At 66.1% G+C, this 20293-nt stretch carries 24 protein-coding genes; 13 read left to right on the top strand and 11 right to left on the bottom strand.

Going from position 1 to position 20293, the window contains the following annotated elements; genetic code table 11:
* Positions 1 to 3 precede the first annotated feature (3 nt).
* Positions 4 to 1281, top strand: coding sequence for a PucR family transcriptional regulator (locus tag LMQ14_RS21485; protein WP_267731571.1), 1278 nt, complete (start codon positions 4 to 6; stop codon positions 1279 to 1281).
* A 22-nt stretch (positions 1282 to 1303) separates the two neighbouring features.
* Here LMQ14_RS21485 and LMQ14_RS21480 read toward each other — a convergent pair whose 3' ends face one another.
* Positions 1304 to 1480, bottom strand: a complete 177-nt coding sequence (locus tag LMQ14_RS21480) for a hypothetical protein (RefSeq protein ID WP_267731570.1) — start codon at positions 1478 to 1480, stop codon at positions 1304 to 1306.
* Between the two features lie 265 nt (positions 1481 to 1745).
* Between LMQ14_RS21480 and LMQ14_RS21475 the strand changes: the two genes are divergently transcribed.
* The gene (locus tag LMQ14_RS21475) at positions 1746 to 2381 is read left to right on the top strand and encodes an HdeD family acid-resistance protein (protein ID WP_267731569.1); all 636 of its coding nucleotides are present in this window, start codon (positions 1746 to 1748) and stop codon (positions 2379 to 2381) included.
* Here LMQ14_RS21475 and LMQ14_RS21470 read toward each other — a convergent pair.
* Positions 2378 to 3598 carry a PucR family transcriptional regulator gene (locus tag LMQ14_RS21470; RefSeq protein WP_267731568.1) on the bottom strand — a complete coding sequence of 407 codons (1221 nt, stop codon included), beginning with the start codon at positions 3596 to 3598 and terminating at the stop codon, positions 2378 to 2380. The two genes, LMQ14_RS21475 and LMQ14_RS21470, sit on opposite strands and share 4 nt — an antisense overlap.
* 142 nt (positions 3599 to 3740) lie before the next feature.
* Here LMQ14_RS21470 and LMQ14_RS21465 point away from each other — a divergent pair, with 142 nt between their 5' ends.
* The 5 genes from LMQ14_RS21465 to LMQ14_RS21445 all read left to right on the top strand — a co-directional run bounded on the left by LMQ14_RS21465 (position 3741) and on the right by LMQ14_RS21445 (position 9262).
* Positions 3741 to 5252, top strand: coding sequence for a long-chain-fatty-acid--CoA ligase (locus LMQ14_RS21465; protein WP_267731566.1), 1512 nt, complete (start codon positions 3741 to 3743; stop codon positions 5250 to 5252).
* 2 nt (positions 5253 to 5254) lie between these two features.
* The gene (locus LMQ14_RS21460) at positions 5255 to 6955 is read left to right on the top strand and encodes a PHA/PHB synthase family protein (protein ID WP_267731565.1); all 1701 of its coding nucleotides are present in this window, start codon (positions 5255 to 5257) and stop codon (positions 6953 to 6955) included.
* On the top strand, positions 6952 to 7797 hold the full coding sequence (gene phaZ / locus LMQ14_RS21455; protein ID WP_267731564.1) for a poly(3-hydroxyalkanoate) depolymerase: 846 nt from the start codon (positions 6952 to 6954) through the stop codon (positions 7795 to 7797). Before LMQ14_RS21460 ends, phaZ begins: the two co-directional genes overlap by 4 nt.
* Positions 7794 to 8135 (top strand): acyl-CoA dehydrogenase family protein, encoded by a 342-nt coding sequence (locus LMQ14_RS21450; RefSeq protein ID WP_267731562.1) that lies wholly within the window; start codon positions 7794 to 7796, stop codon positions 8133 to 8135. Before phaZ ends, LMQ14_RS21450 begins: the two co-directional genes overlap by 4 nt.
* A gap of 242 nt (positions 8136 to 8377) precedes the next feature.
* Positions 8378 to 9262, top strand: a complete 885-nt coding sequence (locus LMQ14_RS21445) for a cyclopropane mycolic acid synthase family methyltransferase (RefSeq protein WP_267731560.1) — start codon at positions 8378 to 8380, stop codon at positions 9260 to 9262.
* 6 nt (positions 9263 to 9268) lie between these two features.
* On the opposite strand, the gene LMQ14_RS21440 is transcribed toward LMQ14_RS21445, so the two are convergent.
* Together LMQ14_RS21440 and LMQ14_RS21435 are read right to left on the bottom strand one after the other, a co-directional pair.
* Positions 9269 to 9748 carry a YbaK/EbsC family protein gene (locus LMQ14_RS21440; protein ID WP_267731558.1) on the bottom strand — a complete coding sequence of 160 codons (480 nt, stop codon included), beginning with the start codon at positions 9746 to 9748 and terminating at the stop codon, positions 9269 to 9271.
* A 2-nt stretch (positions 9749 to 9750) separates the two neighbouring features.
* Positions 9751 to 10599: an SDR family oxidoreductase gene (locus tag LMQ14_RS21435; protein WP_267731557.1), complete on the bottom strand. Its 849-nt coding sequence runs from the start codon at positions 10597 to 10599 to the stop codon at positions 9751 to 9753.
* 303 nt (positions 10600 to 10902) lie between these two features.
* On the opposite strand from LMQ14_RS21435, the gene LMQ14_RS21430 reads away from it, so the two are divergent.
* Positions 10903 to 11565, top strand: a complete 663-nt coding sequence (locus LMQ14_RS21430) for a sigma-70 family RNA polymerase sigma factor (protein ID WP_267735625.1) — start codon at positions 10903 to 10905, stop codon at positions 11563 to 11565.
* Positions 11562 to 11858 (top strand): mycothiol system anti-sigma-R factor, encoded by a 297-nt coding sequence (gene rsrA, locus LMQ14_RS21425; protein WP_267731556.1) that lies wholly within the window; start codon positions 11562 to 11564, stop codon positions 11856 to 11858. Before LMQ14_RS21430 ends, rsrA begins: the two co-directional genes overlap by 4 nt.
* A 30-nt stretch (positions 11859 to 11888) precedes the next feature.
* Here the strand turns inward: rsrA and LMQ14_RS28330 are convergent, their stop codons facing one another.
* Complete coding sequence (locus LMQ14_RS28330; protein WP_108637559.1) at positions 11889 to 11963, bottom strand: 50S ribosomal protein bL37; 75 nt, start codon at positions 11961 to 11963, stop codon at positions 11889 to 11891.
* Positions 11964 to 12176: 213 nt separating this feature from the next.
* On the opposite strand from LMQ14_RS28330, the gene LMQ14_RS21420 reads away from it, so the two are divergent.
* Both LMQ14_RS21420 and LMQ14_RS21415 read left to right on the top strand, forming a co-directional pair.
* Positions 12177 to 12392, top strand: a complete 216-nt coding sequence (locus tag LMQ14_RS21420) for a biotin/lipoyl-binding carrier protein (protein ID WP_267735624.1) — start codon at positions 12177 to 12179, stop codon at positions 12390 to 12392.
* 49 nt (positions 12393 to 12441) lie between these two features.
* Positions 12442 to 13944 carry a sensor histidine kinase gene (locus tag LMQ14_RS21415; RefSeq protein WP_267731555.1) on the top strand — a complete coding sequence of 501 codons (1503 nt, stop codon included), beginning with the start codon at positions 12442 to 12444 and terminating at the stop codon, positions 13942 to 13944.
* Positions 13945 to 14005: 61 nt separating this feature from the next.
* Here LMQ14_RS21415 and whiB1 read toward each other — a convergent pair whose 3' ends face one another.
* On the bottom strand, positions 14006 to 14260 hold the full coding sequence (whiB1, locus tag LMQ14_RS21410) for a transcriptional regulator WhiB1 (RefSeq protein WP_085220076.1): 255 nt from the start codon (positions 14258 to 14260) through the stop codon (positions 14006 to 14008).
* Between the two features lie 283 nt (positions 14261 to 14543).
* Positions 14544 to 15509, bottom strand: a complete 966-nt coding sequence (locus tag LMQ14_RS21405) for a diacylglycerol/lipid kinase family protein (protein ID WP_267731552.1) — start codon at positions 15507 to 15509, stop codon at positions 14544 to 14546.
* Between the two features lie 119 nt (positions 15510 to 15628).
* Here LMQ14_RS21405 and LMQ14_RS21400 point away from each other — a divergent pair, with 119 nt between their 5' ends.
* The gene (locus tag LMQ14_RS21400) at positions 15629 to 16057 is read left to right on the top strand and encodes a hypothetical protein (protein WP_267735623.1); all 429 of its coding nucleotides are present in this window, start codon (positions 15629 to 15631) and stop codon (positions 16055 to 16057) included.
* Here the strand turns inward: LMQ14_RS21400 and LMQ14_RS21395 are convergent.
* From LMQ14_RS21395 to LMQ14_RS21385, 3 genes are read right to left on the bottom strand one after another with little or no spacing between them, the layout of a single operon-like run.
* Positions 16009 to 16491: a GNAT family N-acetyltransferase gene (locus LMQ14_RS21395; protein WP_267731551.1), complete on the bottom strand. Its 483-nt coding sequence runs from the start codon at positions 16489 to 16491 to the stop codon at positions 16009 to 16011. The genes LMQ14_RS21400 and LMQ14_RS21395 overlap by 49 nt on opposite strands.
* Entirely contained in the window at positions 16488 to 17588 is a 1101-nt protein-coding gene (locus LMQ14_RS21390; RefSeq protein WP_420714552.1) for an isochorismate synthase, read from the bottom strand. Before LMQ14_RS21390 ends, LMQ14_RS21395 begins: the two co-directional genes overlap by 4 nt.
* A complete protein-coding gene (locus LMQ14_RS21385; protein ID WP_267731550.1) occupies positions 17585 to 18196 on the bottom strand; it encodes an acid phosphatase in 612 nt (203 codons plus the stop codon). The genes LMQ14_RS21390 and LMQ14_RS21385 overlap by 4 nt, the downstream gene beginning before the upstream one ends.
* 74 nt (positions 18197 to 18270) lie before the next feature.
* Here LMQ14_RS21385 and LMQ14_RS21380 point away from each other — a divergent pair, with 74 nt between their 5' ends.
* Positions 18271 to 19071 (top strand): ParA family protein, encoded by an 801-nt coding sequence (locus LMQ14_RS21380; RefSeq protein WP_267731549.1) that lies wholly within the window; start codon positions 18271 to 18273, stop codon positions 19069 to 19071.
* On the opposite strand, the gene LMQ14_RS21375 is transcribed toward LMQ14_RS21380, so the two are convergent.
* A complete protein-coding gene (locus LMQ14_RS21375) occupies positions 19068 to 20279 on the bottom strand; it encodes a hypothetical protein (protein WP_267731548.1) in 1212 nt (403 codons plus the stop codon). The genes LMQ14_RS21380 and LMQ14_RS21375 overlap by 4 nt on opposite strands.
* Positions 20280 to 20293 lie beyond the last annotated feature (14 nt).

The raw sequence follows: 20293 nt of genomic DNA, 5'->3' as shown, positions 1-20293 counted from the left end.
TGCGTGGTGAAAGCGCAGTTCGACAGTGACGTCGAGGTCAGCCGCCACGTCGCCGAGGCCGCCGAAAGATTGCACAATCGGCTGGCAGAGCTGTCGGCGGTGATGCGTCGCTCCCTCGAGGATCAGATCCCGGAGCTGCGCGGTGATGAACGGATCGTGGAACTGCTAGGACCCAGCGTCGAAGGAAACGTGGATACCATTCTTCGCGCGTTGCGCTATGACATCGCTGTCGAGCGGGTCGAGGCGCCCACCGCGGCACTGGAATACGCCCGGCGATTGGCGCAACACGGGGTGCCCGTCAACGCGCTGGTCCGCGCCTATCGGCTCGGCCAGCGGTTGATGAACGAGCTGGTTTTCAACGAAGTGCGCGCACTCGATATCTCAGAACAGATGAGGTATGCGGTCATCGAGGCGATCACCGCCACCCTGTTCGAGTACATCGACTGGATTTCCCAACAAGTCGTCGCCTCCTACGAAGACGAACGCGAGCGCTGGCTGGAAAACCAGAACAGTCTTCGTGCGCTGCGGGTACGCGAAATTCTCGCGGCAACCAAAGCCATCGACGTGGACGAGGCCTCGACGTCGATCCGGTATCCGTTGCGGTGGCACCACCTAGCGCTCGTCATGTGGTATCCGGAGACAAGCGCCGAAAGCCTCGAACTTGCTGGGCTGCAACGACTTCTTCGCGAACTGGGCGAGGCGGCCGGTGCGGCCGCCGGCTCGCTCTTCGTCGCCGCCGATCGGACCTGCGGATGGGGTTGGCTGCCGTACCGTGCTGCGGTGGTCGATGCCCCTGCGAAGGTCCGCCAGTTCATCGAGACGCGGTCGGATTCTCCGAGCGTGGCAATCGGGGCGATGGCCGCCGGTGTCGAGGGTTTTCGGCAGTCACACCGGGAGGCCGAAAGTGCCTACCGTGTTGCGATGGTCGGGAAGCGGGAGCCCACGGTGATCGCGGCAACCGATCCCGGGGTGTCCATTGCGGCATTGCTGGGCGGGGATATCGCCGATACCCGGGTCTGGGTGACCAACGTGCTCGGTGACCTCTCGGCTGACGGGGAGAACGATGCCCGACTGCGGGAGACGTTGCGCGTGTTTCTGGGCTCCGGCTGCAGCTACAAGACCGCCGCCGAGGAGCTTAACCTGCACTTCAACACGGTGAAGTATCGCGTGGGCCGTGCCGTTGCCCGGCGTGGTCGCGAGATCGACAACGATCGACTCGATGTCGAGCTCGCGTTGCTGATCTGCCATTGGTACGGCTCCGTCGTTTTGCAGCCCGGATAGCGGGGTTGTGCCCAGCAACAACTCACGCCGCGGCAGGTGTGACCAGACGCTTGGCTGCCGTGCGCCGGGGGAAGTTGGCCGCGACGCGGTCCTGGGTGGAAGTCTGCGCTGGGCCGGTGAGCATATGGACGGCGGTAATGACGGCCGGCAGGAGCACGGGGGACAGGACGATCAGCAGGATGATGATGGGCAGCAACATGGTTTCACCTAAGATTTCTCCGCAACGCGGTGCAGTCGGAATATGTTGTGGTACTTGATGATTCGATCAGATTAGGTCGAATCATCGGGTTCATCGCAAAACATACCGACGACACCGCAGTGCGCTCATGTGCTGAACCGACCAACCTGCGACGTGTCCTTGTCTTCGGGCGACAAATCGGTTCGCGCCGGGGCGACGTGGCCGCGCGACCGAGCACCATACCTCAGCGGCATGAGCCGCACATTGTTCGTTATACCTGTGCGCGATGCGCAATTGTGTCGCCGCGGACATTCTATTTTCATCAATTGTGGCTAATGATATTGAGATGGCTATTCGCGACGACACCGTTTTCGAAGGTCCTTTGCAAGCACTTGCCCGCAGTGCGTGGCAGGTGCTTCTCCTCACCGGCATCCTGGCGGTTGCGCTGGGTGTCATCGTCCTGGCTTGGCCAGGGCAGACGCTATTTGTGGCAGGTGTCCTGTTCGGCATCTACCTCGTTGTTTCCGGAGTCGGCTACGTGTTCGCCGCTTTCGGCTCGCACGCCGGCGCCGCGATGAGAGTGTTGACGTTCATCACCGGCATCGTGTCGCTGATTCTGGGATTCTTCTGCTTCCGCGAAGAATTCGAGGCAGTGACGCTTTTGGCCATCTGGATCGGCATCAGCTGGCTGTTCCGCGGGATGACATTGCTCGCCGCGGCGCTGTCCTTCGACCACATGCCCGGCCGTGGCTGGCAGGTGCTGTCCGGATTGATCATCGTGATCGGCGGCGCAGTCCTGATCGTCTCGCCGCTGCATTCGATCGCCGTGCTGACCCTGGTCGCCGGCTGCTGGCTGATCGCCATCGGCATCGTCGACGTGATCAGTGCGTTCCAGGTGCGCAGCCGGGCGAAGGCCGCCTAGGGCAGTCGCGCATCGACCTCGAGAGCCAGGCAAAGTTCGGCGACATCCTTGGGCCGAGCAAGGGATCGGCCGGTCAACTCCTCAATACGGTGCAGCCGATGCCGCACCGTATTGGGGTGGCAATAGATTTTGGCGGCGGTGTCGTTCGCGGAACCGCCGGCCTCCACCCAGGCGCGGAACGTGCCGAGCAGAACGGTGCGTTCCTCGTCGGGCAGCTCGTCGAGTCGCTGCAGCACCAGGCATCTGATCCTGGCCATGACCTCCGGGGCACTGACCGCCGCGACGGCGAGCGGAGTGTCGTCGAAGACGGCGATCAGTGAGTCACCGGAGGCCTTCCCGGTGACTGCCAACCGGGCGAACCGCAACCCGTCGCTGGTTTCCGCGAGCTCGTGAAAGGGCGGGCTGATGCCGACTCTGGCGGTCGCCGCGTGCCCGAGCACCTCGACCAAGGTGGCCAGGCTTGCCGCCGTTGCGCCGCTCAAGTGGACGATGCCGACCTGTAGGTCGGGCAGCAGTCGCCACGCGGAACGGATGTCACGGGCGGATAGCTTGTTCTCGATCGCCGGGAGTCCCAGCTTGCCGATCGCCGGCAACTCCGCCGCCACGACCACATAGGGCCCCGCAGTCGGCAGCCGCAGCAAATCGGCTGCTTCCCAAAGGCTTTGCCCGTCGGTGATCCGCCGCGACAGTAGCGCTTCCACCAGTGCCGATCGTTCTTCCTCGCGCTCAAGAATCTGCGCCGTCAACTGCTGACGGTAGGCGTTGCTCATGGCCTGAGTGAAGGTTTCCTGGGCGAGGAACACGCGCGCCGTGGCATCCAGGATGGAGTCGGTGGGAATTGCCGCGGCTCGGGCGGTGGCAAGGGTCTGTTCCCACATGAATCGGAATCCGATGCGGTAAGCGGTCATCACGGCCGGCAAGGGAACGCCGGCAACGGCGCGTTCGGTTCCGGTGCGCTCGGCGGGCGCCACATCGGCATCGCCCTCACGGTTGAGCGAGTCGAAAATGAACGTCAGGTTCGCGATGCAACTTTCGACGACTTGATCTTTCGCAACGACGTTGCCGTCGCGGTAGGCGTCGATGTCCCGGCAGAGCAGATCCGCCATCTCCGCGCCCAATCTCGGCGCACTCGCCAGCAGGAGTTGGCCGAGTTCGACAACGTACGGATCGGCCACGGTGCCCCGCCGGTCGCCGTCAGTCTTCGATGCGACGCTCATATCCGAAACCCTATTCCGGGCATTGCCCGATGTGAACGGTCACACCGAATCCGTCCCGCTGTTGTCTTCAGCGACATTGTCCTGCGCAGATGTCGGAATGACCATGGATACAGCACTGCAGAACATTTCCGAAAGGCACCTCATGACCGCCCTCAGCGCCAATCTCGTTGCATCGAAGGACCGCAACCCCCAACGCGTAGCACTGCGCTGCGACGACCTGCAATTCACCTTCGCGGAGCTCGACGACGCGGCCGCCCGGGTGGCGACGCTGCTGGAGCAGGCTGGTGTCGAGCCAGGCGATCGGGTGGGGATCATGCTGCCCAACACCCCGGCCTTCGCGATCGCGTTCTACGGCATCATCTACCGCGGTGCGGTAGCGGTTCCGATGAACCCGTTGCTCAAGGCCCGCGAGGTGGCGTACTACCTGTCCAACAGCGGCGCCAAGGCATTGTTCGCGACGCCGGCGTTCGCCGACCAGGCCACCGCCGGTGCGGCGGAGGTCGGTGCACGGTGCTGGGTCGTCGATGACGCCGGGCTGACCGACGCGATCGCCGGCCTGCCGGCTCAGGGGTCCCCGGTCGACCGCGCCGACGACGACGTCGCGGTCATCCTGCACACCTCGGGCACGACCGGAAAACCCAAGGGCGCCATGCTCACCCACGGCAATCTGGGCCGCAACGCCGACGTGGCGGTCCGTACCCTGGTCGAGACCGGGCCGGACGACGTCATCATGGGCTGCCTGCCGTTATTCCACGTCTTCGGTTTGACCTGCGGGCTCAACGGGGCGGTCCTGGCGGGCGCGACGCTGACGCTGATCCCCCGATTCGAGCCGCGCAAGGCTCTCGAAGTGATTGAGCGCGACGGTGTCACGGTGTTCGAGGGCGTGCCGACGATGTACTCGGCGCTGCTGAGCGTGTCCGAACAGGCCGCCCCCGAAGCGACGCGGAGTCTGCGGACCTGTGTCTCGGGTGGTGCGGCCCTGCCGGTGCAAGTGCTTGCCGACTTCGAAAAGGCATTCGGCTGCACCGTTCTCGAGGGTTACGGGCTATCCGAGAGTTCTCCGGCCGCCGCCTTCAATCATCCGCACCGGCCGCGCAAGGCCGGCTCGATCGGCACCCCGATCGAAGGCGTGGAGATGCGCGTGGTCGACCTGGACGGGGTTGAGGTCCCGCAAGGTGAGCGGGGCGAGATCCAGATCCGGGGCCACAACGTGATGAAGGGTTACTGGAACCTGCCCGACGCCACCGCGGCCACGATCACGCCCGACGGCTGGCTGCACACCGGCGACGTCGGCCTCATCGACGAGGACGGTTATTTCTACATCGTCGACCGGACCAAAGACCTGATCATTCGCGGTGGCTACAACGTGTACCCCCGCGAGATCGAGGAGGTGCTCTACGAGCACCCGGCGGTGGCCGAAGCCGCCGTCATCGGTATCCCGCACGATTCCCTCGGCGAGGAAGTCGGTGCCGCAGTCGCTCTCAAGAAGGGCGCTGCGGTCACGGCCGACGAACTGCGCGAGTACGTCAAGGCCCGGGTAGCCGCATACAAATATCCGCGCCTGGTCTGGCTGGTGGACGCTCTGCCCAAGGGGCCCACCGGCAAGCTGCTGAAGCGCGAAATCACCGTCCCGACAAGCGAAAGCACGCGATAATCATGGCAACGTCTGCAAATCCTGTGGTCAAGGCCGACGAGCTGGCTGCCCCGCTCGACCTGCTACTCACCAGCGCCACCAAGCCATTCGCCAGCCGCATGATGCCGGACGCCACCTGGGCCCGTTTCGGTGCCGGGCTCGCCCAGCATCCGGGAGCGGTGGCCGACCGGGCCGGCACGCTGACTCGCGAACTCGGCAGTATCGCCACGGGTAAGTCGCACCGCGCTCCGGCGCGCGCCGACAAGCGCTTCAGTGATCCTGCGTGGCAACAGAATCCGTTGCTGCACCGAATCATGCAGGCCTATCTGGCCGGCGCCGAGGCCGCCGAAGGGTTGCTCAGCGATGCCGGGCTCGACTGGCGCGACAACGAGAAGATGCGCTTCGTGATGGACAACCTGGTGGAAGGGCTGGCGCCGACCAACAACCCGCTGATCAGCCCGCTCGGCTGGAAGGCGCTGATCGACACCGGCGGTCTGAGTGCGGTGCGAGGCGCGAAAGCCTTTGCTCGCGACATGCTTTCGAAGCCCCGGGTGCCGGCCATGGTGGAGCCGGATGCTTTCGCGGTAGGCGAGACCGTTGCCGTCACCAAAGGCGCTGTGGTGCTGCAAACCTCGATGTTCGAACTGATCCAGTACGTGCCGCAGACACCCAAAGTGCGTGCCATCCCGTTGCTCATGGTGCCGCCGGTGATCAACAAGTACTACATCATGGACATCGCGCCCGGCCGCAGCATGATCGAATACTTCGTTCAGCAGGGCCAGCAGGTGTTCGTCATCTCCTGGCGCAACCCGCAAGCCCGCCACCGCGATTGGGGCTTCGACGCCTACGGTGCGGCCATCATCGAAGCGATGGACGCGGTGCAGAAAATCGCCGGAACGGACAGCACTCACCTGCTGGCCACCTGCTCGGGCGGCATCCTCGCGGCGATGACCGCGGCCCACCTCGGTGAGATCGGCGAGCAAGACCGGGTCGCGGGCCTGACCTTGGCGGTCACCGTGCTGGACGAGAACCGGGCCGGCTTCGCGGCCGCGGCAATGAGCGACCGCGCGGCGCAGGCGGCGATCCGGGTTTCCGGTCGCAAGGGCTACCTCGACGGCCGCGACATGGCGGAGATGTTCGCCTGGCTGCGGCCCACCGACCTGGTGTGGCGGTACGTGGTGAACAACTATGTGCAGGGCCGCACGCCGGCCCCGTTCGACGTGTTGTTCTGGAATGCCGACACCACCCGGATGGCGGCCGCGCTGCACCGCGACATGGTGCTGATGGGGCTGCGCAACGCGTTGGTCACACCCGGGGCGGTCCGCATGCTGGGCAGCCCGGTTGATCTGGCCAAGATCACCTCCGACGCTTATGTCATCGGCGGTGTGGCCGACCACATTTCCCCGTGGCAGGCGACCTATCGCAGCGCACGTCTGCTGGGCAGCAAGGACAACCGCTACGTGCTGTCCACCAGCGGCCACATCGCCGCACTGGTGAATCCGCCGGGCAACCCGAAGGCGTCGTTCCGGACCGGTCCGGTCGACGTGGAGGACCCCGAACAGTGGCTGGACACCGCGGAAAAGTCGGCCGATTCCTGGTGGCCGGACTATGTGGCCTGGCTCGCCGAGCGCAGTGGCCCCGAGATCGACGCTCCGAAAACGCTTGGTGGGGAAGACCTGCCACCGCTTGGCCCGGCCCCGGGCAGTTATGTGATGGAGAAATGAGCGCCGCGCGCCGGCTGACACCGGTGAGCACCATTGGCGAACACCGATACATCACCGCCGGCGGTCAACGGATCCGGGTGAACGTGCGGCCCGGGACCGGCGTGCCGCTGGTGCTGTGCAATGGCATTGGTGCCAGCCTGGAAGTGCTCGATCCGCTAATGGAGCAGTTGGATCCGAATTCGACGGTGGTCAGATTCGACGTTCCCGGCACCGGGGGATCGCCCACATCCATTGCCCCCTATGGCTTTCCCTACCTGGCCTGGGTGCTCGGGCGAGTGCTTTCCAAGCTGGGAATCGGCGTGGTGGACGTACTCGGCCTGTCCTGGGGCGGCGCGCTTGCCCAGCAGTTCGCCTTCCAGAATCCGCGCCGGTGCCGCCGTCTGGTGTTGGTGGCCACGGGTACCGGCCTGCTGATGGTGCCCGCCAACCCGCGGGTGCTGGCGAAAATGGTTACCCCACGCAGGTTCTCGGATCCAGGCTATGCCGCATCCATTGCCGGTGAGCTATACGGCGGTACCGTCCGTGCGCACGGCGACGACGTCGCGCAACTGTTCGTGCGGCAATTGCACGCGGGTTCCAAGCTTGGCTACCTGCACCAACTGCTGGCGGGTTCGGTCTGGACCAGTCTGTTCGCGCTGCCGGCGGTGCGGCAGCAGACGTTGATCGTCGCGGGCACCGATGACCCGATCATCCCGGTGGTCAACGGGCACATCCTGCACGCATTGCTGCCGCATTCGCGGCTGCATCTGCATTCCGGTGGGCATATCGACCTGGTGCACAATGCGGTCGAACTTGCGCCCGTCATCGAGAGTTTCCTGCAAGAACCCGGTGAGAGACCATGAGCCACAACGATATCGACACGTCGGACTTCTACTCGTACGAGCACCTGCTCACCGACGACGAACGTGAACTGCTGCACGCGGTGCGCAAGTTCATGAAGACCGACGTGGCGCCCGTCCTGCTCGAGCACTGGTCCCGCGCGACGTTTCCGTTCGAGGTCGTGCCCGGCATGCGCGAGCTGGGCATCGCCGGACTGCTGGGCGGCAACGGAATCCTGTTGGAGCACAATGTCGGTCGCTTCGTCGCCGACGCCGAAGCGATCTACTCCTACGAAGGCACCCGGGAGATGAACACCCTTATTGTCGGACGATCCCTGACCGGTCTCAGCGCGTTCGTCTGACGAGCCGTGTGGCCCCGTTTGCTGAGTGCAGAGGCCGGGGGCCGGTCTTCTAGGGTGTCTAGGCTGATCATGGCCATGGTCCAACACCCCCGGGCGGTGATGGATGCGGCAGATTTAGTTCGCTGAACACGGGCTGGGCGGGGCGCTCCAGCGGGCCGCATAGACTGGAACACCGGCAGTCGATCAACTTCGATCGCATGCCGCAATGCCCAGTCAAGCTCCGATCTCAAAGGTTGTGCCTTTTGTCCGCAAAGGAAAACGAAACTCCCGGCCTGAAGCCGCATTTCGAGGACGTGCAGGCACACTATGACCTGTCCGACGACTTCTTCGCGCTTTTCCTGGACCCGACGCGCACCTACAGCTGCGCGTATTTCGAGCGCGACGACATGTCACTCGAAGAGGCGCAGTTCGCCAAGGTCGACCTGTCGCTGGGCAAGCTCGGGCTGCAACCCGGCATGACGTTGCTCGACATCGGCTGCGGGTGGGGCACCACTATCGTTCGTGGCCTCGAGCGTTACGACGTCAACGTCGTCGGCTTGACGCTGAGCCGCAATCAGCAGGCGCACGTCCAGCAGCGTCTGGACAAGCATCCGTCCGGGCGGACCAAGCGGGTGCTGCTGCAGGGCTGGGAACAGTTCGACGAACAGGTCGACCGCATCGTGTCGATCGGCGCCTTTGAGCACTTCGGACGCGACCGGTACGACGACTTCTTCAAAACCGCCTACGAGGCGCTCCCGGCGGACGGGGTGATGATGTTGCACACCATCATCAAGCCCAGCGATGAGGAATTCGCCGAGCGTGAGCTGCCCATCACCATGACCAAGATTCGGTTCATGAAATTCATCATGGACGAGATCTTCCCGGGCGGAGACCTGCCCAACGCCAAGTCTGTCGAGGAGCACGCCAAGCGCGCCGGCTTCAGCCTCACGCTCTACCAGCCGTTACGCCTGCACTATGCCCGCACCCTCGACTACTGGTCGGCCGCCCTCGACGCGCGACGCGACGAGGCCATCGCGATTCAGTCGCAAGAGGTCTACGACCGGTACATGAAGTACCTGACCGGCTGCGCGGACCTTTTCCGCGAGGGCTACACCGACGTCGCGCAGTTCACCCTCACCAAGGGCTGAGGCCCGCTAGGCCTGGATGTCGGCGGTGACCGCACCGGTGACGCGGATCAGGTCCTGTGGGGCCACCGCGACGTCCCAGCCGCGGCGGCCGGCGCTGCAGAACACCCGCTCCCAGGCCAGCACGCTGGAATCGACGACCGTCGGCAACGCCTTTCGCTGGCCGAACGGCGAGACCGCCCCGACGATGTACCCGGTGGTCCGCTCGGCGACCGCGGGTTCGGTCATCGCGGCCTTGGCCACGCCCAGCGCCGCGGCGGCCGCCTTCAGCGAGAGCCGGGCCGATGCGGGCACGACCGCGACGGCCAGCCCGGTGGGGACCGCGATCACCAGCGTTTTGTAGATCTGCGCGGGCGCAATGCCGGCCGTGCTCAGCGCTTTTGCGGCTTCCGCCCCGAACGAGTGCTCCCGCGGATCGTGGTCGAACTTCACCACCTCGTGCGGCACACCGGCCTTGGTCAGCGCCGCCAGTGCCGGCGTCGCGGCCACGGCTACGGCCCGGTGTACCCCGGCGGGTTGACGCCGTCCACCCAGAAGTCGACGCCGAGTGCGCCGCCCGGCACGCAGTTGTAGACCGACAGATCGCTGACGCCGTTTTCCAGCAGCACGTCCTCGCACAGCAGCATGTTGCCGGTGTACTCCTTGGACGGCTTGTTGAGGATGACGTAGGCCGCGTCGGAGTAGATCTCGGGCTTGCGGGCCCGCCCCATCGCCTCGTCGCCGCCGAGCAGGTTCTGCACCGCCGCGGTCGCAACCAGGGTGCGCGGCCACAAGGTGTTCGACGCGATGCCCTCCTCGCGCATCTCCTGGGCGATTCCCAGCGCGCACAGCGTCATCCCGAACTTGGCCATCATGTACGCCGTCGGCTTCAGCCACTCCTGACCGAGCAGCACCGGCGGGGACAGCGTCAGGACGTGCGGGTTCTCCCGGCCCTTCATGTGCGGCAGACATGCCTGCGAGACGGCGTACGTGCCGCGCACCTGGATGCCGTTCATCAGGTCGAACCGCTTCATCGGGACCTCGGCGATGGACCCCAGGTTGATCGCCGATGCGTTGTTCACGCAGATGTCGATGCCGCCGAACTGCTCGACGGTCTTGGCCACCGCGGATTCGACGGAATCCGGGTCACGGACGTCCCCAACGATCGGCAGCGCCTGGCCACCGGCCTCCTCGAGCTCTTTGGCGGCGGTGTACACCGTTCCAGGCAGTTTCGGGTGCGGCTCGGCGGTCTTGGCGATCAGCGCGATGTTGGCGCCGTCCTGCGCCGCGCGTTTGGCGATTGCCAGGCCGATACCGCGGCTGGCGCCGGAGATGAACATGGTTTTGCCGTTGAGAGACATGGCGTCACATTAACGCTCGGCCTCGGCCGGCCGGATTGCGGGACCGCGCCGGTTGCGCCGAGATCGGAAATAGCACGTCGGCTGGCGCTGTTGCTTATTTCGGTCTCTGAAACGCATGTGAGCGCCCCGGGCAAACATTGTCGGTCGCAGCCTTTAGATTGGGAGGAGGATCTGGTGTCAACGGCGACGAGCCTGCTAGGCAGTTCAATAGGCGAGGAGCAGTTGGCTCGCCTATTTGCGAGTCCGGTGTCGCTGGGGGTGCTGCGCGGCGACGCCGCAAAAGAAGGGACCGTGTTAATCGAGATGGCCGACTTAGACGATGGCCCAGATACCGTGACCGGTTCCGACGATGTCGAGCCCACGCCGGCTGAAGAAACCGATGCGGAGCTGACCGCGCGCTTCGAACGAGACGCGATTCCCCTGTTGGATCAGCTGTACGGCGGCGCGCTGCGCATGACGCGCAATCCCGCGGACGCCGAGGACCTGCTTCAGGAAACGATGGTCAAGGCCTACGCCGGATTCCGGTCGTTCCGGGCCGGCACCAACCTCAAGGCGTGGCTCTACCGGATTCTGACCAACACCTACATCAATAGCTATCGCAAGAAACAGCGCCAGCCCGCGGAGTATCCGACCGAGGAGATCACCGACTGGCAGCTGGCGTCCAACGCGGAGCATTCCTCAACCGGCTTGCGTTCGGCAGAGGTCGAGGCCCTGGAGGCGCTGCCGGACACCGAGATCAAGGCGGCCCTGCAGGCGCTGCCGGAAGAGTTCCGGATGGCGGTCTACTACGCCGACGTCGAGGGCTTCCCGTACAAGGAGATCGCCGAAATCATGGACACGCCGATCGGGACGGTAATGTCTCGGCTGCATCGGGGCAGACGTCAGCTGCGCTCGTTGCTGGAAGACGTGGCCAAGGAGCGCGGCTTCATCCGGGGTCCGCAGGCGCACGAGGAGGTGTCGTCATGAGTGAGATTTCGCCCGATGGCGCCTCAGCGGGTAAGGATCCGCGCACCAAGGCCGAGTGCGCCGAATTGATCGCCGAGGTATGGACGCTGCTCGACGGTGAGTGCACCGCCGAGACGCGACAAAAGCTCAAGCAACACCTCGACGAGTGCCCGCCATGTCTGCGGCTGTTCGGGATTGAAGAGCAGTTCAAGGCGCTGATCGCAACCAAATGCAGTGGTGACAGGGCCCCCGAGGGCCTGCGCGAGCGCCTGCGGCTCGAGATCCGCCGCACCACGATCATCCGGGACGTGTAGTAACGGCGGCTCCAGCGCGACTACCTGGGACTAGGCGTTGGGACGCTTGCCGTGGTTGGCCTTGTTGTACTTGCGGTCACGCTTCTTGCGGCCACGCTTGGCCATGGGAGAACCTCCGTCGTTCGTTCATGATCCGGGGCGCCGGGCACCCGTCAGGTTGCCGACAATTCTCTCACGGCGGCGCCCATGCTTTTTCCACCCCACCGGGCGCGAGCCCGCGCGCCGGTGTGCCCGATGATGTTGTGGTTCGATATACATGAGCTTGACGGAAGCCCGGACCAGCCAGCATGCGCAATGGCCGAAACGAGTGGGGTGAAGATGGCCGAGGATGTTCGTGCCGAGATCGTGGCCAGCGTGCTCGAAGTCGTTGTCAACGAGGGCGACCAAATCGGCAAGGGCGACATCGTGGTGCTGCTGGAGTCGATGAAGATGGAGATTCCGGTCCTGGCCGAGATCGACGGCACGATCAGCAAGGTGAGCGTGGCCGTCGGCGATGTCATCCAGGCCGGCGACCTCATCGCCGTGATCAGCTAGCCGTTCGGCGCTTCGCGCATACCGCCGTGGGACGACACGGGAGTACTTGATGTCCACGCTCGGTGATCTTCTGGCCGAACACACGATGTTGCCCGGCAACGCCGTGGACCACCTGCACGCGGTGGTCGGGGAGTGGCAGCTGCTGGCCGACCTGTCGTTCGCCGACTACCTGATGTGGGTTCGCCGCGACGACGGCGTGCTGGTGTGTGTGGCGCAATGCCGGCCGAACACCGCGCCCACGGTTCTGCAGTCCGATTCGGTGGGCAGCGTGGTGACCGCCGAACGGCTACCGCTGGTTGCCGAGACCTTCGCGTCGGGCACCCCGCAGCGGGAAACCGATGCACGCCAACAAGATTCGTGGCAACTTCCCGGGCCGCACGTCGCGGCGTCCCCGGTGCGCTACGCCGACCAGGTGGTTGCGGTGCTCACCCAGCACCAAACCGCGCTGACGGCCAATCAGAACTCCGGGCATCTGGAAACCGCCTACCGCGACTGCGCTTCCGATCTGGTCCACATGCTGGCCGACGGCACCTTTCCCGACGTGCGTGACGTCGCCATGTCGCGCTCCACGCCACGCGTGGGCGACGGATTCATCCGCATCGACGTCGACGGCGTGGTCGCCTACGCCAGCCCCAACGCCCTGTCGGCGTATCACCGCATGGGACTGACGAGCGAGTTGGAGGGCCACAACCTCATCCGCATCACGCGACCGCTGATCTCGGATTCGTTTGAAGCCCAAGAGATGGCCGAGCACGTGCAGGACTTGTTGGCCGGCGGCAAGAGCATGCGCATGGAGGTCGACGCCGGCGGTGCCACGGTGCTGCTGCGGACGTTGCCGCTGGTGGTGCACGGCGCCGGCGTGGGTGCCGCGGTGCTGATTCGCGATGTGACGGAGGTCAAACGCCGCGACCGGGCCCTGATATCCAAGGACGCCACGATCCGCGAGATCCACCACCGGGTGAAGAACAACCTGCAAACGGTCGCGGCGCTGCTGCGCCTGCAGGCCCGCCGGACCGTCAACGCCGAAGGCCGTGAGGCACTGATCGAATCGGTGCGCCGGGTGTCGTCGATCGCCCTGGTCCACGACGCGTTGTCGATGTCGGTCGACGAGCAGGTGAATCTCGACGAGGTCATCGACCGGATCCTGCCGATCATGAACGACGTGGCGTCGGTGGATCGGCCGATCCGGATCAACCGGGTCGGCGATCTGGGCGTGCTCGACTCCGACCGCGCCACGGCGCTGATCATGGTGATCACGGAGCTGGTCCAGAACGCGATCGAGCACGCGTTTGACCCGGCTGCCCAGGAAGGGTCGGTGACGATTCGCGCCGAGCGCTCGGCGCGCTGGCTCGATGTGGTGGTGCACGACGACGGGCGGGGACTGCCCGACGGCTTCAGCCTGGAGAAGTCCGACAGCCTGGGCCTACAGATCGTGCGCACCCTGGTGGCGGCCGAGCTGGACGGCACGCTGGGGATGCGTGAAGCGCCCCGCGGCGGCACCGACGTGGTGCTGCGGGTGCCGATCGGCCGTCGGTCCAGGTTGCTGCTGTAGTTGCCCACGCAACAGCGCGGCCCCGACACATTGTCGGGGCCGCGCTGTTCAGAGACTGGGATCAGACTCCGCTGCGGGCCTTCGTCCGGGCGTTGCGGCGCTTCAGCGCGCGCCGCTCGTCTTCGCTCATACCGCCCCACACGCCGGAGTCCTGACCGGTGTTCAGGGCCCATCCGAGGCACTCTGTGGTCACCGCACACCGATTGCAGACCAGTTTCGCGTCAGCGATCTGCGCGAGCGCCGGGCCGCTGTTCCCTACCGGGAAGAACAGCTCGGGGTCCTCGTCGCGACACACCGCCTTGTGGCGCCAATCCATAAGTAGTTACTCCTCACTATGTGCGCAGCATCGCGCACGGGCGTTATTCTTCGGCTCTTAACGCTTGCATGAGTAAGGGTCCGTTCGGTACCCCCACAATCGCTGCATGCAACCTTTCGATCGTTTCACAGGCACAACAGATGTCAATAGCGTTAGTTAGTGCGTGGGCTATCTCACTTTGATTAAGGCTTAGTCAAGCCCTCACTCCGTTGTACTACACTCGCCGATTACCCTGCCGAGAATTTTCGGCCCGGCTGACCGTTGGGCGCAGCGTTTTCGCAGCTCAGGACGGTTTGCTTTGCGGCGGCGCCGCCACCGGAAGAGCGTCGCGCACCGACCGGAACGTCATCGAATCGCGCAGCCCGAGGTACTCGCCGTCGTACTGGCTGGCGACCGGCGCGCCGCTGCAAGTGATTCGCAGGCAAGGGGTGTCGTCATCGCGGACAAGTTGTTTGGCTTCCGGGTCCGGGTTCTTGGCGAGAATCTGGCGGAGTAATCGAAGTGTGGGAATCACCTTCATACTCGTGACCGCGAACACGCCGAGGCCCGACTCGAAGCTGCAACCCGGGTTCGTCACCATTGGCCGGCTGTTGCTGTAGGTCCACGGCCTGGTGTTGGACACCCAGGCGAATTGCACGCCCGAGACGGGATCGCGCCCGGGTAGCTCCAGCGTCATGTCCGGCGCGCGGCGGCTGTAGCGCACGGTGGCGGGTACCGCCACCCGCCAATAGCGCAACGGCGTGACCTTGACGCCCTTGTTGCGTTGGGCCTCCACCGCCGCGACCACCTCGGCATCGACGCCCATTCCGGCGTTGATCACCGCCCACTGCTCGCCGCAGTCGATCAGGCTGATGCGCCGCCAGGTCTGGTGGCGGCGGTAGTCGTCAATCAGCTGGATCAGTTGGTTGGTGGCGGCGACCGGATCCCGGGAGACTCCCAGCGACCTCGCCAGCACATTCGCCGAACCACCGGGTACCACCGCGACCGCGGGGACGTGCTCCGGCCGCGCGGCGCCGGGACGGCCCAGGATGCCGTTGACGACCCCGCTCACCGTGCCATCGCCGCCGTGCACGACGACCAGGTCCACCCCACCCTCGGCGGCCGCGTGGCCGAGTTCGGTCCCGTGACCGTGGTGGTTGGTGTGCTCGACGGTGAGCTCAAGACGGCTCTTCAGCGCATGCGCCAGCAGATCGCGGCCGGCGGGCGTGGTGGACGTGGCTGCGGGGTTCACGATCAGCACGGCTCGCATGACGCACGAGCTTATGCGGGGCGGTTAAGGCCGCGCTGTGGGGGAACCGCCGGCCGCGAAGGGGGAGGTGCGGCCGTGGCTACGCTGACGCTGTGAACCGCGACCCCCGCAACCAGGAGATACCGCCGCCCCCGCCCGTCGTTCGTGGCGCGGGATTCATCGTCGCGGTGCAGGGTCTGGCGGCACTGGTGATGGCCGCGGTTCTGGTGGTGCGGGCGATCGGCGGAGCCGACCAGCGGGTGGTCAACGGTTTGGGTACCGCGCTCTGGTTTCTGGTGATCGGCGCCGTGGTGCTGGCCGCCGGACGCGCACTGGTCGTCGGCCGGCGCTGGGGGCGCGGGCTGGCGGTGTTCACCCAGCTGCTGCTGTTGCCGGTGGCCTGGTACCTCGCGGTCGGCTCGCATCGGCCCGTCTTCGGCATACCGCTGGCCGTCGTCGCGCTGACGGCGTTGCTCCTGCTCTTCAGCCCCTCGGCCCTGCGCTGGGTCGCGGGTGGCGATCAGCGCGGGCCGGCCAGCTCGGACAGCGGCGGCCCGGACAGCCGGTAGGTGGTCCACTCTCGTTGCGGCTGCCCGCCGAGCTCGTCGTACAGCGCGATCGCGTCGGCGTTCCAGTTCAGCACCGCCCACGACAACCGCGTGTAGCCGTTGTCGACGCATTCGGCCGCCAGGGCCGCCAGCAGTCCGCGGGCCAGGCCGCGGCGGCGAAAGTCGGGCCGTACGAACAGGTCTTCGAGGTAGATACCTCCGACACCATCCCACGTCGAGAAGTTTACGAACCAGAGCGCCATCGCGGCGATCTCGCCGTCGACTTCGGCAACGTGGCCGTATGCGATCGGCGAATCGCCGAAAAGCGCTGTGGAAATCTGCTTTTCGGTGACGGTGCATTGATCGGCGGCGTGTTCGAATTCGGCCAGCGCGTGGATCATGTCGGTAATGGCGTCGGCGTCGTCGGGTGTGGCGCGACGGATGTTTTCGCTCACCGCTCAACTCCTAGCGCGTTAAGAATCGTGGCGAATTTCGTTGTGGTTTCCTCAACTTCGGCGTCGGGATCCGATTCTGCGACAATGCCGCCGCCGGCGTGAGCCAGGGCGGTGCGGCGATCGGCCGACAGCTGCGCGCAGCGGATGGACACCACCCAGTAGCCGTCGCCGTTGGCATCGCACCAGCCCACCGCGCCGGCGTAGAAGCCGCGGTCGCCTTCGAGTTCGGCGATCAACTCGGATGCGGCCTTGGCCGGCACGCCTCCGACCGCCGGGGTGGGGTGCAGCGCCAACGCCAAATCGATTGCGGTGATTGACTTATCGCGCAGCCGGCCGCTGATCGGTGTGCACAGATGCCACACCGCGGCGGTGCGGCTCAGCTGCGGCTCGGGCGTAATGGTCAGCTCGTCGCACAGCGGTTCCAGCGCGGCTCGCATCGTGTCGATGACCAGCTGATGCTCGTGCCGGTCCTTGGCGGAGGCGGCCAGCGCGGCGCCGTTGGCGGCATCGAGTTCCGGATCCGCGGCGCGTGGGGCCGAACCGGCGAACGGCTGGCAGGTCACCCGGTCGCCGGAGCGCGCGACCAGCAGCTCCGGGCTCGCGCCCACCAGGGCCGCGCCCGCGTAGTCCGCGCCGGCGGCGGTCAGGTCGGCCAGATAGCAATAGGCCGCCGGATCGTTCGCGGCCAGCCGGCGCAGGACGACGCGGGCGTCCAGCGCCTCGTTGGCGGCCAGCCGCAGCGCCCGGGCCAGCACCACCTTGCTCAGTGCGGTGCCCGGCGCCGTCAGCTCATCGCGGGCACGGCTGATCCGGGCGCGGTAGTCGGCCGGCGGCGGAATGGCCGCGGTGATGCGCACGTTGGGCAGCGGGTCCGTTGGCCAGTCGGGTGGCCCGTCGCTGCGCAGCACGGTGTCCGGCACCAGCAATGCGGCTGGTCTTTCCACGTCAAAAGGCAACGCGCCCAACACTATTGGAGATGATCCCGACATCAGCGCGGCCTGTGCGGCGCGCACGTCGCGGTAGCGCGTCCGCACCCCCTCGCCGATCAGAGTGCCTCGCGGTCCGCACAGCGCGAACGGCGGTTCGACCGAGCTCACCCGGGCGCGATGGCCTGCAGTTGGCCGGTCAATCCGAGCGCAGCGAGCTGTCGCACCCCATGCTCGAAACCGCACGCGGCGATCGAGCCGGGGAGCATCCAGAAGCGGCTGCCATCGACGAGCGGCAGCTGTACCCAGCGGGTGATCACCGAGCGGGAAAAGTGGCTGTGGCCCACGAACACCACGTCGCGCGAGCTCATGTGCTCTAACGCAAATGCGACGGCCCGATCAGCACGGTCGCTAACCTGCGCCACACTCTCGCCGCCGGGACATCCGTGCGTCCAGACCAGCCAATCGGGCACCGATTCCCGTATCTGCGGGGTGGTCAACCCTTCGTAGGCGCCGTAATCCCATTCGGCGATCAGCTCAGACACCTCGTCGACGGCGAGCCCAGCCAACTTTGCTGTGGTCAGGGCACGTATGCGCGGGCTGCTGATCACCAGCGGGTCGTCGAGTTCAAGTTCACGCAAAACGCGCCCGGCAAGCTCGGCCTGGACCCGGCCGGTATCGGTCAATTCGATGTCGGTGCGGCCGGTGTGCTGGCCGGATTTGGACCATTCGGTCTCACCATGTCGGAGGAGTACAAGTCTGTGGTTGTGCAAGCCCATGTCGGTGATTCTGCCCCAGACTTGCGGGGCCGTCGTCCCTAGCTCCCAGCCCAGAACGTGCCAGGATGGCAGGTGTGAGTGAAGCGCGGGTATTGGCGGTGGCCAACCAGAAGGGCGGAGTCGCCAAGACGACGACGGTTGCCTCGCTGGGCGCGGCGATGGTGGAAAAGGGACGACGAGTGCTGCTCGTCGATCTCGATCCGCAGGGTTGCCTGACGTTCTCGCTCGGTCAAGATCCCGACAAGTTGCCGGTGTCGGTGCACGAGGTGTTGCTCGGTGAGATCGAGCCGAGCGCGGCGCTGGTCACCACAATGGAGGGAATGACCCTGCTGCCGGCCAACATTGACTTGGCGGGCGCCGAGGCGATGCTGTTGATGCGGGCCGGGCGTGAGTACGCGCTCAAGCGCGCGCTGGCCAAAGTCGCCGATCAATTCGACGTGGTCATCATCGACTGCCCGCCGTCGCTGGGGGTGCTCACCCTCAACGGGCTGACGGCCGCCGACGAGGTGATCGTGCCGTTGCAGTGCGAGACGCTGGCGCACCGCGGCGTCGGCCAATTCCTGCGCACCGTCGCCGATGTCCAGCAGATCACCAACCCGAAGCTGCGGCTACTGGGCGCCTTGCCGACGCTGTACGACTCGCGGACCACCCACACCCGCGATGTGCTGCTCGACGTCGCTGACCGCTACGACCTGCCGGTGCTCGCACCGCCGATCCCGCGCACCGTGCGCTTCGCCGAGGCCAGCGCGTCGGGCTCGTCGGTGATGTCCGGGCGCAAGAACAAGGGCGCGGTGGCCTACTCCACCCTGGCGCAGGCGTTGATCAAACACTGGAAGTCCGGCAAACCGCTGCCGACTTTCGCCGTCGAGGCCTAGCCCAACGCCACCACGGTGTCGCCGCGCTGCTCGAACACGTGCGAGCCCGACACGGCCGGGACCACCGCGCGGGTGCTCGGCGCCCGGTCCACCCGAAGGTAGCGCTCGTTGGCTCCGGTCACGGGGTCATAGACGCCGAGCGCGCCGGTGACCGGAATGAGCAGCTTGCCCGCCATCATGGTGCCGGGTCCCAACGGCACGGTCGTGTCGCCCGCGGCGATCGTGTAGCGCAGGTTCAGCGTGCTCGCCTCGAAAACCAGAACGGAATCACCGGTCCACCAGGTCACCAGGTTGCCCGCCTGCGACACCGCCGAATTCGTCGGCGCCTTGGGCAGCAGCGCGCTCGCCACCGTGGTGCCCATTTCATCGATCACGTCGACCCTGGGTTGCGGCGCCGGAAGATACACGGCCGTGTTGCTTTGCCAGACGGCCAGCACGCGAGCACCCGAGTTCACCCCGATTCCGGGCTCGGAGACGAGATGCTGCGTGGGCTCGTCGTCCTCCTTGCCCGGGCGCAACAGGGCGAGTCGCAGATCGGCCTGGTTCGCGCATTTCTCCAGCACCGAAACCTGCAACGAGCTGGCCGCCGCCGAGTACAGCTTGCAGCCGGAGTGCAGTCCCCGCGACGACGGCTTCACCCGGGCGTCGGTCTCGCCGTAGGTAAGCATCCGGACCATGTCCGAACGCCACAGTTCCAGACGCGTATCGCCGACCGACAACACCGTCGTGCCGTCGGAGGACAGCCGCACCTGCGGGTCGGCGTAGCTACTGCGGGCGGATCCGCGGCGCCCGGTGGACCCGTCGATGGTGCTGACCTGGCCGCAACCGCGGTCGTCGCGGTAGACCGCGACCGCGTAGTGGTAGACCCAGGACAGGCCGCACAAGTCGGTGTCGCGGGAGTAGCTCCAGCGAGTCTGGCCGGTGCCGGCGTCGCGGCCGTCCACCTCGCGGCCATCGCCGGTGGCGACCGTCCCGCCCACGATCATGGGTGCCGTGGTGGCGGCGCTGGGGGCGGTCCACAGCTGTTTCAGGCTGGCCGGCACCTGCCGGGCCGATGTCGGGTTGGGTGCCGGCGTTGCGGCGGGCCGGCTGATGGTGGCCCGGGCATCGCTGGTCCACCAGATCAACGACGCGGTTGCCGCGACGACGACCGCGATCGCCGCGGCGGCCAACAGATCGCCTTTGGTCCGGCGTTCGGGTTTGACCATGCCTGGGCTATCGG

Source organism: Mycobacterium sp. Aquia_213, assembly GCF_026625985.1.
Classification (GTDB): domain Bacteria; phylum Actinomycetota; class Actinomycetes; order Mycobacteriales; family Mycobacteriaceae; genus Mycobacterium.
The sequence above is the reverse complement of the archived record's forward strand: the minus strand, read 5'-3'. Positions and strand labels throughout refer to the sequence as shown.

Coding starts and splice junctions, on each gene's coding strand:
- LMQ14_RS21480 (WP_267731570.1), bottom strand. CDS start 1,480: ATGTTGCTGCCCATCATCATCCTGCTGATCGTCCTGTCCCCCGTGCTC.
- LMQ14_RS21475 (WP_267731569.1), top strand. CDS start 1,746: ATGCGCAATTGTGTCGCCGCGGACATTCTATTTTCATCAATTGTGGCT.
- LMQ14_RS21470 (WP_267731568.1), bottom strand. CDS start 3,598: ATGAGCGTCGCATCGAAGACTGACGGCGACCGGCGGGGCACCGTGGCC.
- LMQ14_RS21465 (WP_267731566.1), top strand. CDS start 3,741: ATGACCGCCCTCAGCGCCAATCTCGTTGCATCGAAGGACCGCAACCCC.
- LMQ14_RS21460 (WP_267731565.1), top strand. CDS start 5,255: ATGGCAACGTCTGCAAATCCTGTGGTCAAGGCCGACGAGCTGGCTGCC.
- phaZ (WP_267731564.1), top strand. CDS start 6,952: ATGAGCGCCGCGCGCCGGCTGACACCGGTGAGCACCATTGGCGAACAC.
- LMQ14_RS21450 (WP_267731562.1), top strand. CDS start 7,794: ATGAGCCACAACGATATCGACACGTCGGACTTCTACTCGTACGAGCAC.
- LMQ14_RS21435 (WP_267731557.1), bottom strand. CDS start 10,599: ATGTCTCTCAACGGCAAAACCATGTTCATCTCCGGCGCCAGCCGCGGT.
- LMQ14_RS21430 (WP_267735625.1), top strand. CDS start 10,903: ATGGCCGACTTAGACGATGGCCCAGATACCGTGACCGGTTCCGACGAT.
- rsrA (WP_267731556.1), top strand. CDS start 11,562: ATGAGTGAGATTTCGCCCGATGGCGCCTCAGCGGGTAAGGATCCGCGC.
- LMQ14_RS21420 (WP_267735624.1), top strand. CDS start 12,177: ATGGCCGAGGATGTTCGTGCCGAGATCGTGGCCAGCGTGCTCGAAGTC.
- LMQ14_RS21415 (WP_267731555.1), top strand. CDS start 12,442: ATGTCCACGCTCGGTGATCTTCTGGCCGAACACACGATGTTGCCCGGC.
- whiB1 (WP_085220076.1), bottom strand. CDS start 14,260: ATGGATTGGCGCCACAAGGCGGTGTGTCGCGACGAGGACCCCGAGCTG.
- LMQ14_RS21405 (WP_267731552.1), bottom strand. CDS start 15,509: ATGCGAGCCGTGCTGATCGTGAACCCCGCAGCCACGTCCACCACGCCC.
- LMQ14_RS21385 (WP_267731550.1), bottom strand. CDS start 18,196: ATGGGCTTGCACAACCACAGACTTGTACTCCTCCGACATGGTGAGACC.
- LMQ14_RS21375 (WP_267731548.1), bottom strand. CDS start 20,279: ATGGTCAAACCCGAACGCCGGACCAAAGGCGATCTGTTGGCCGCCGCG.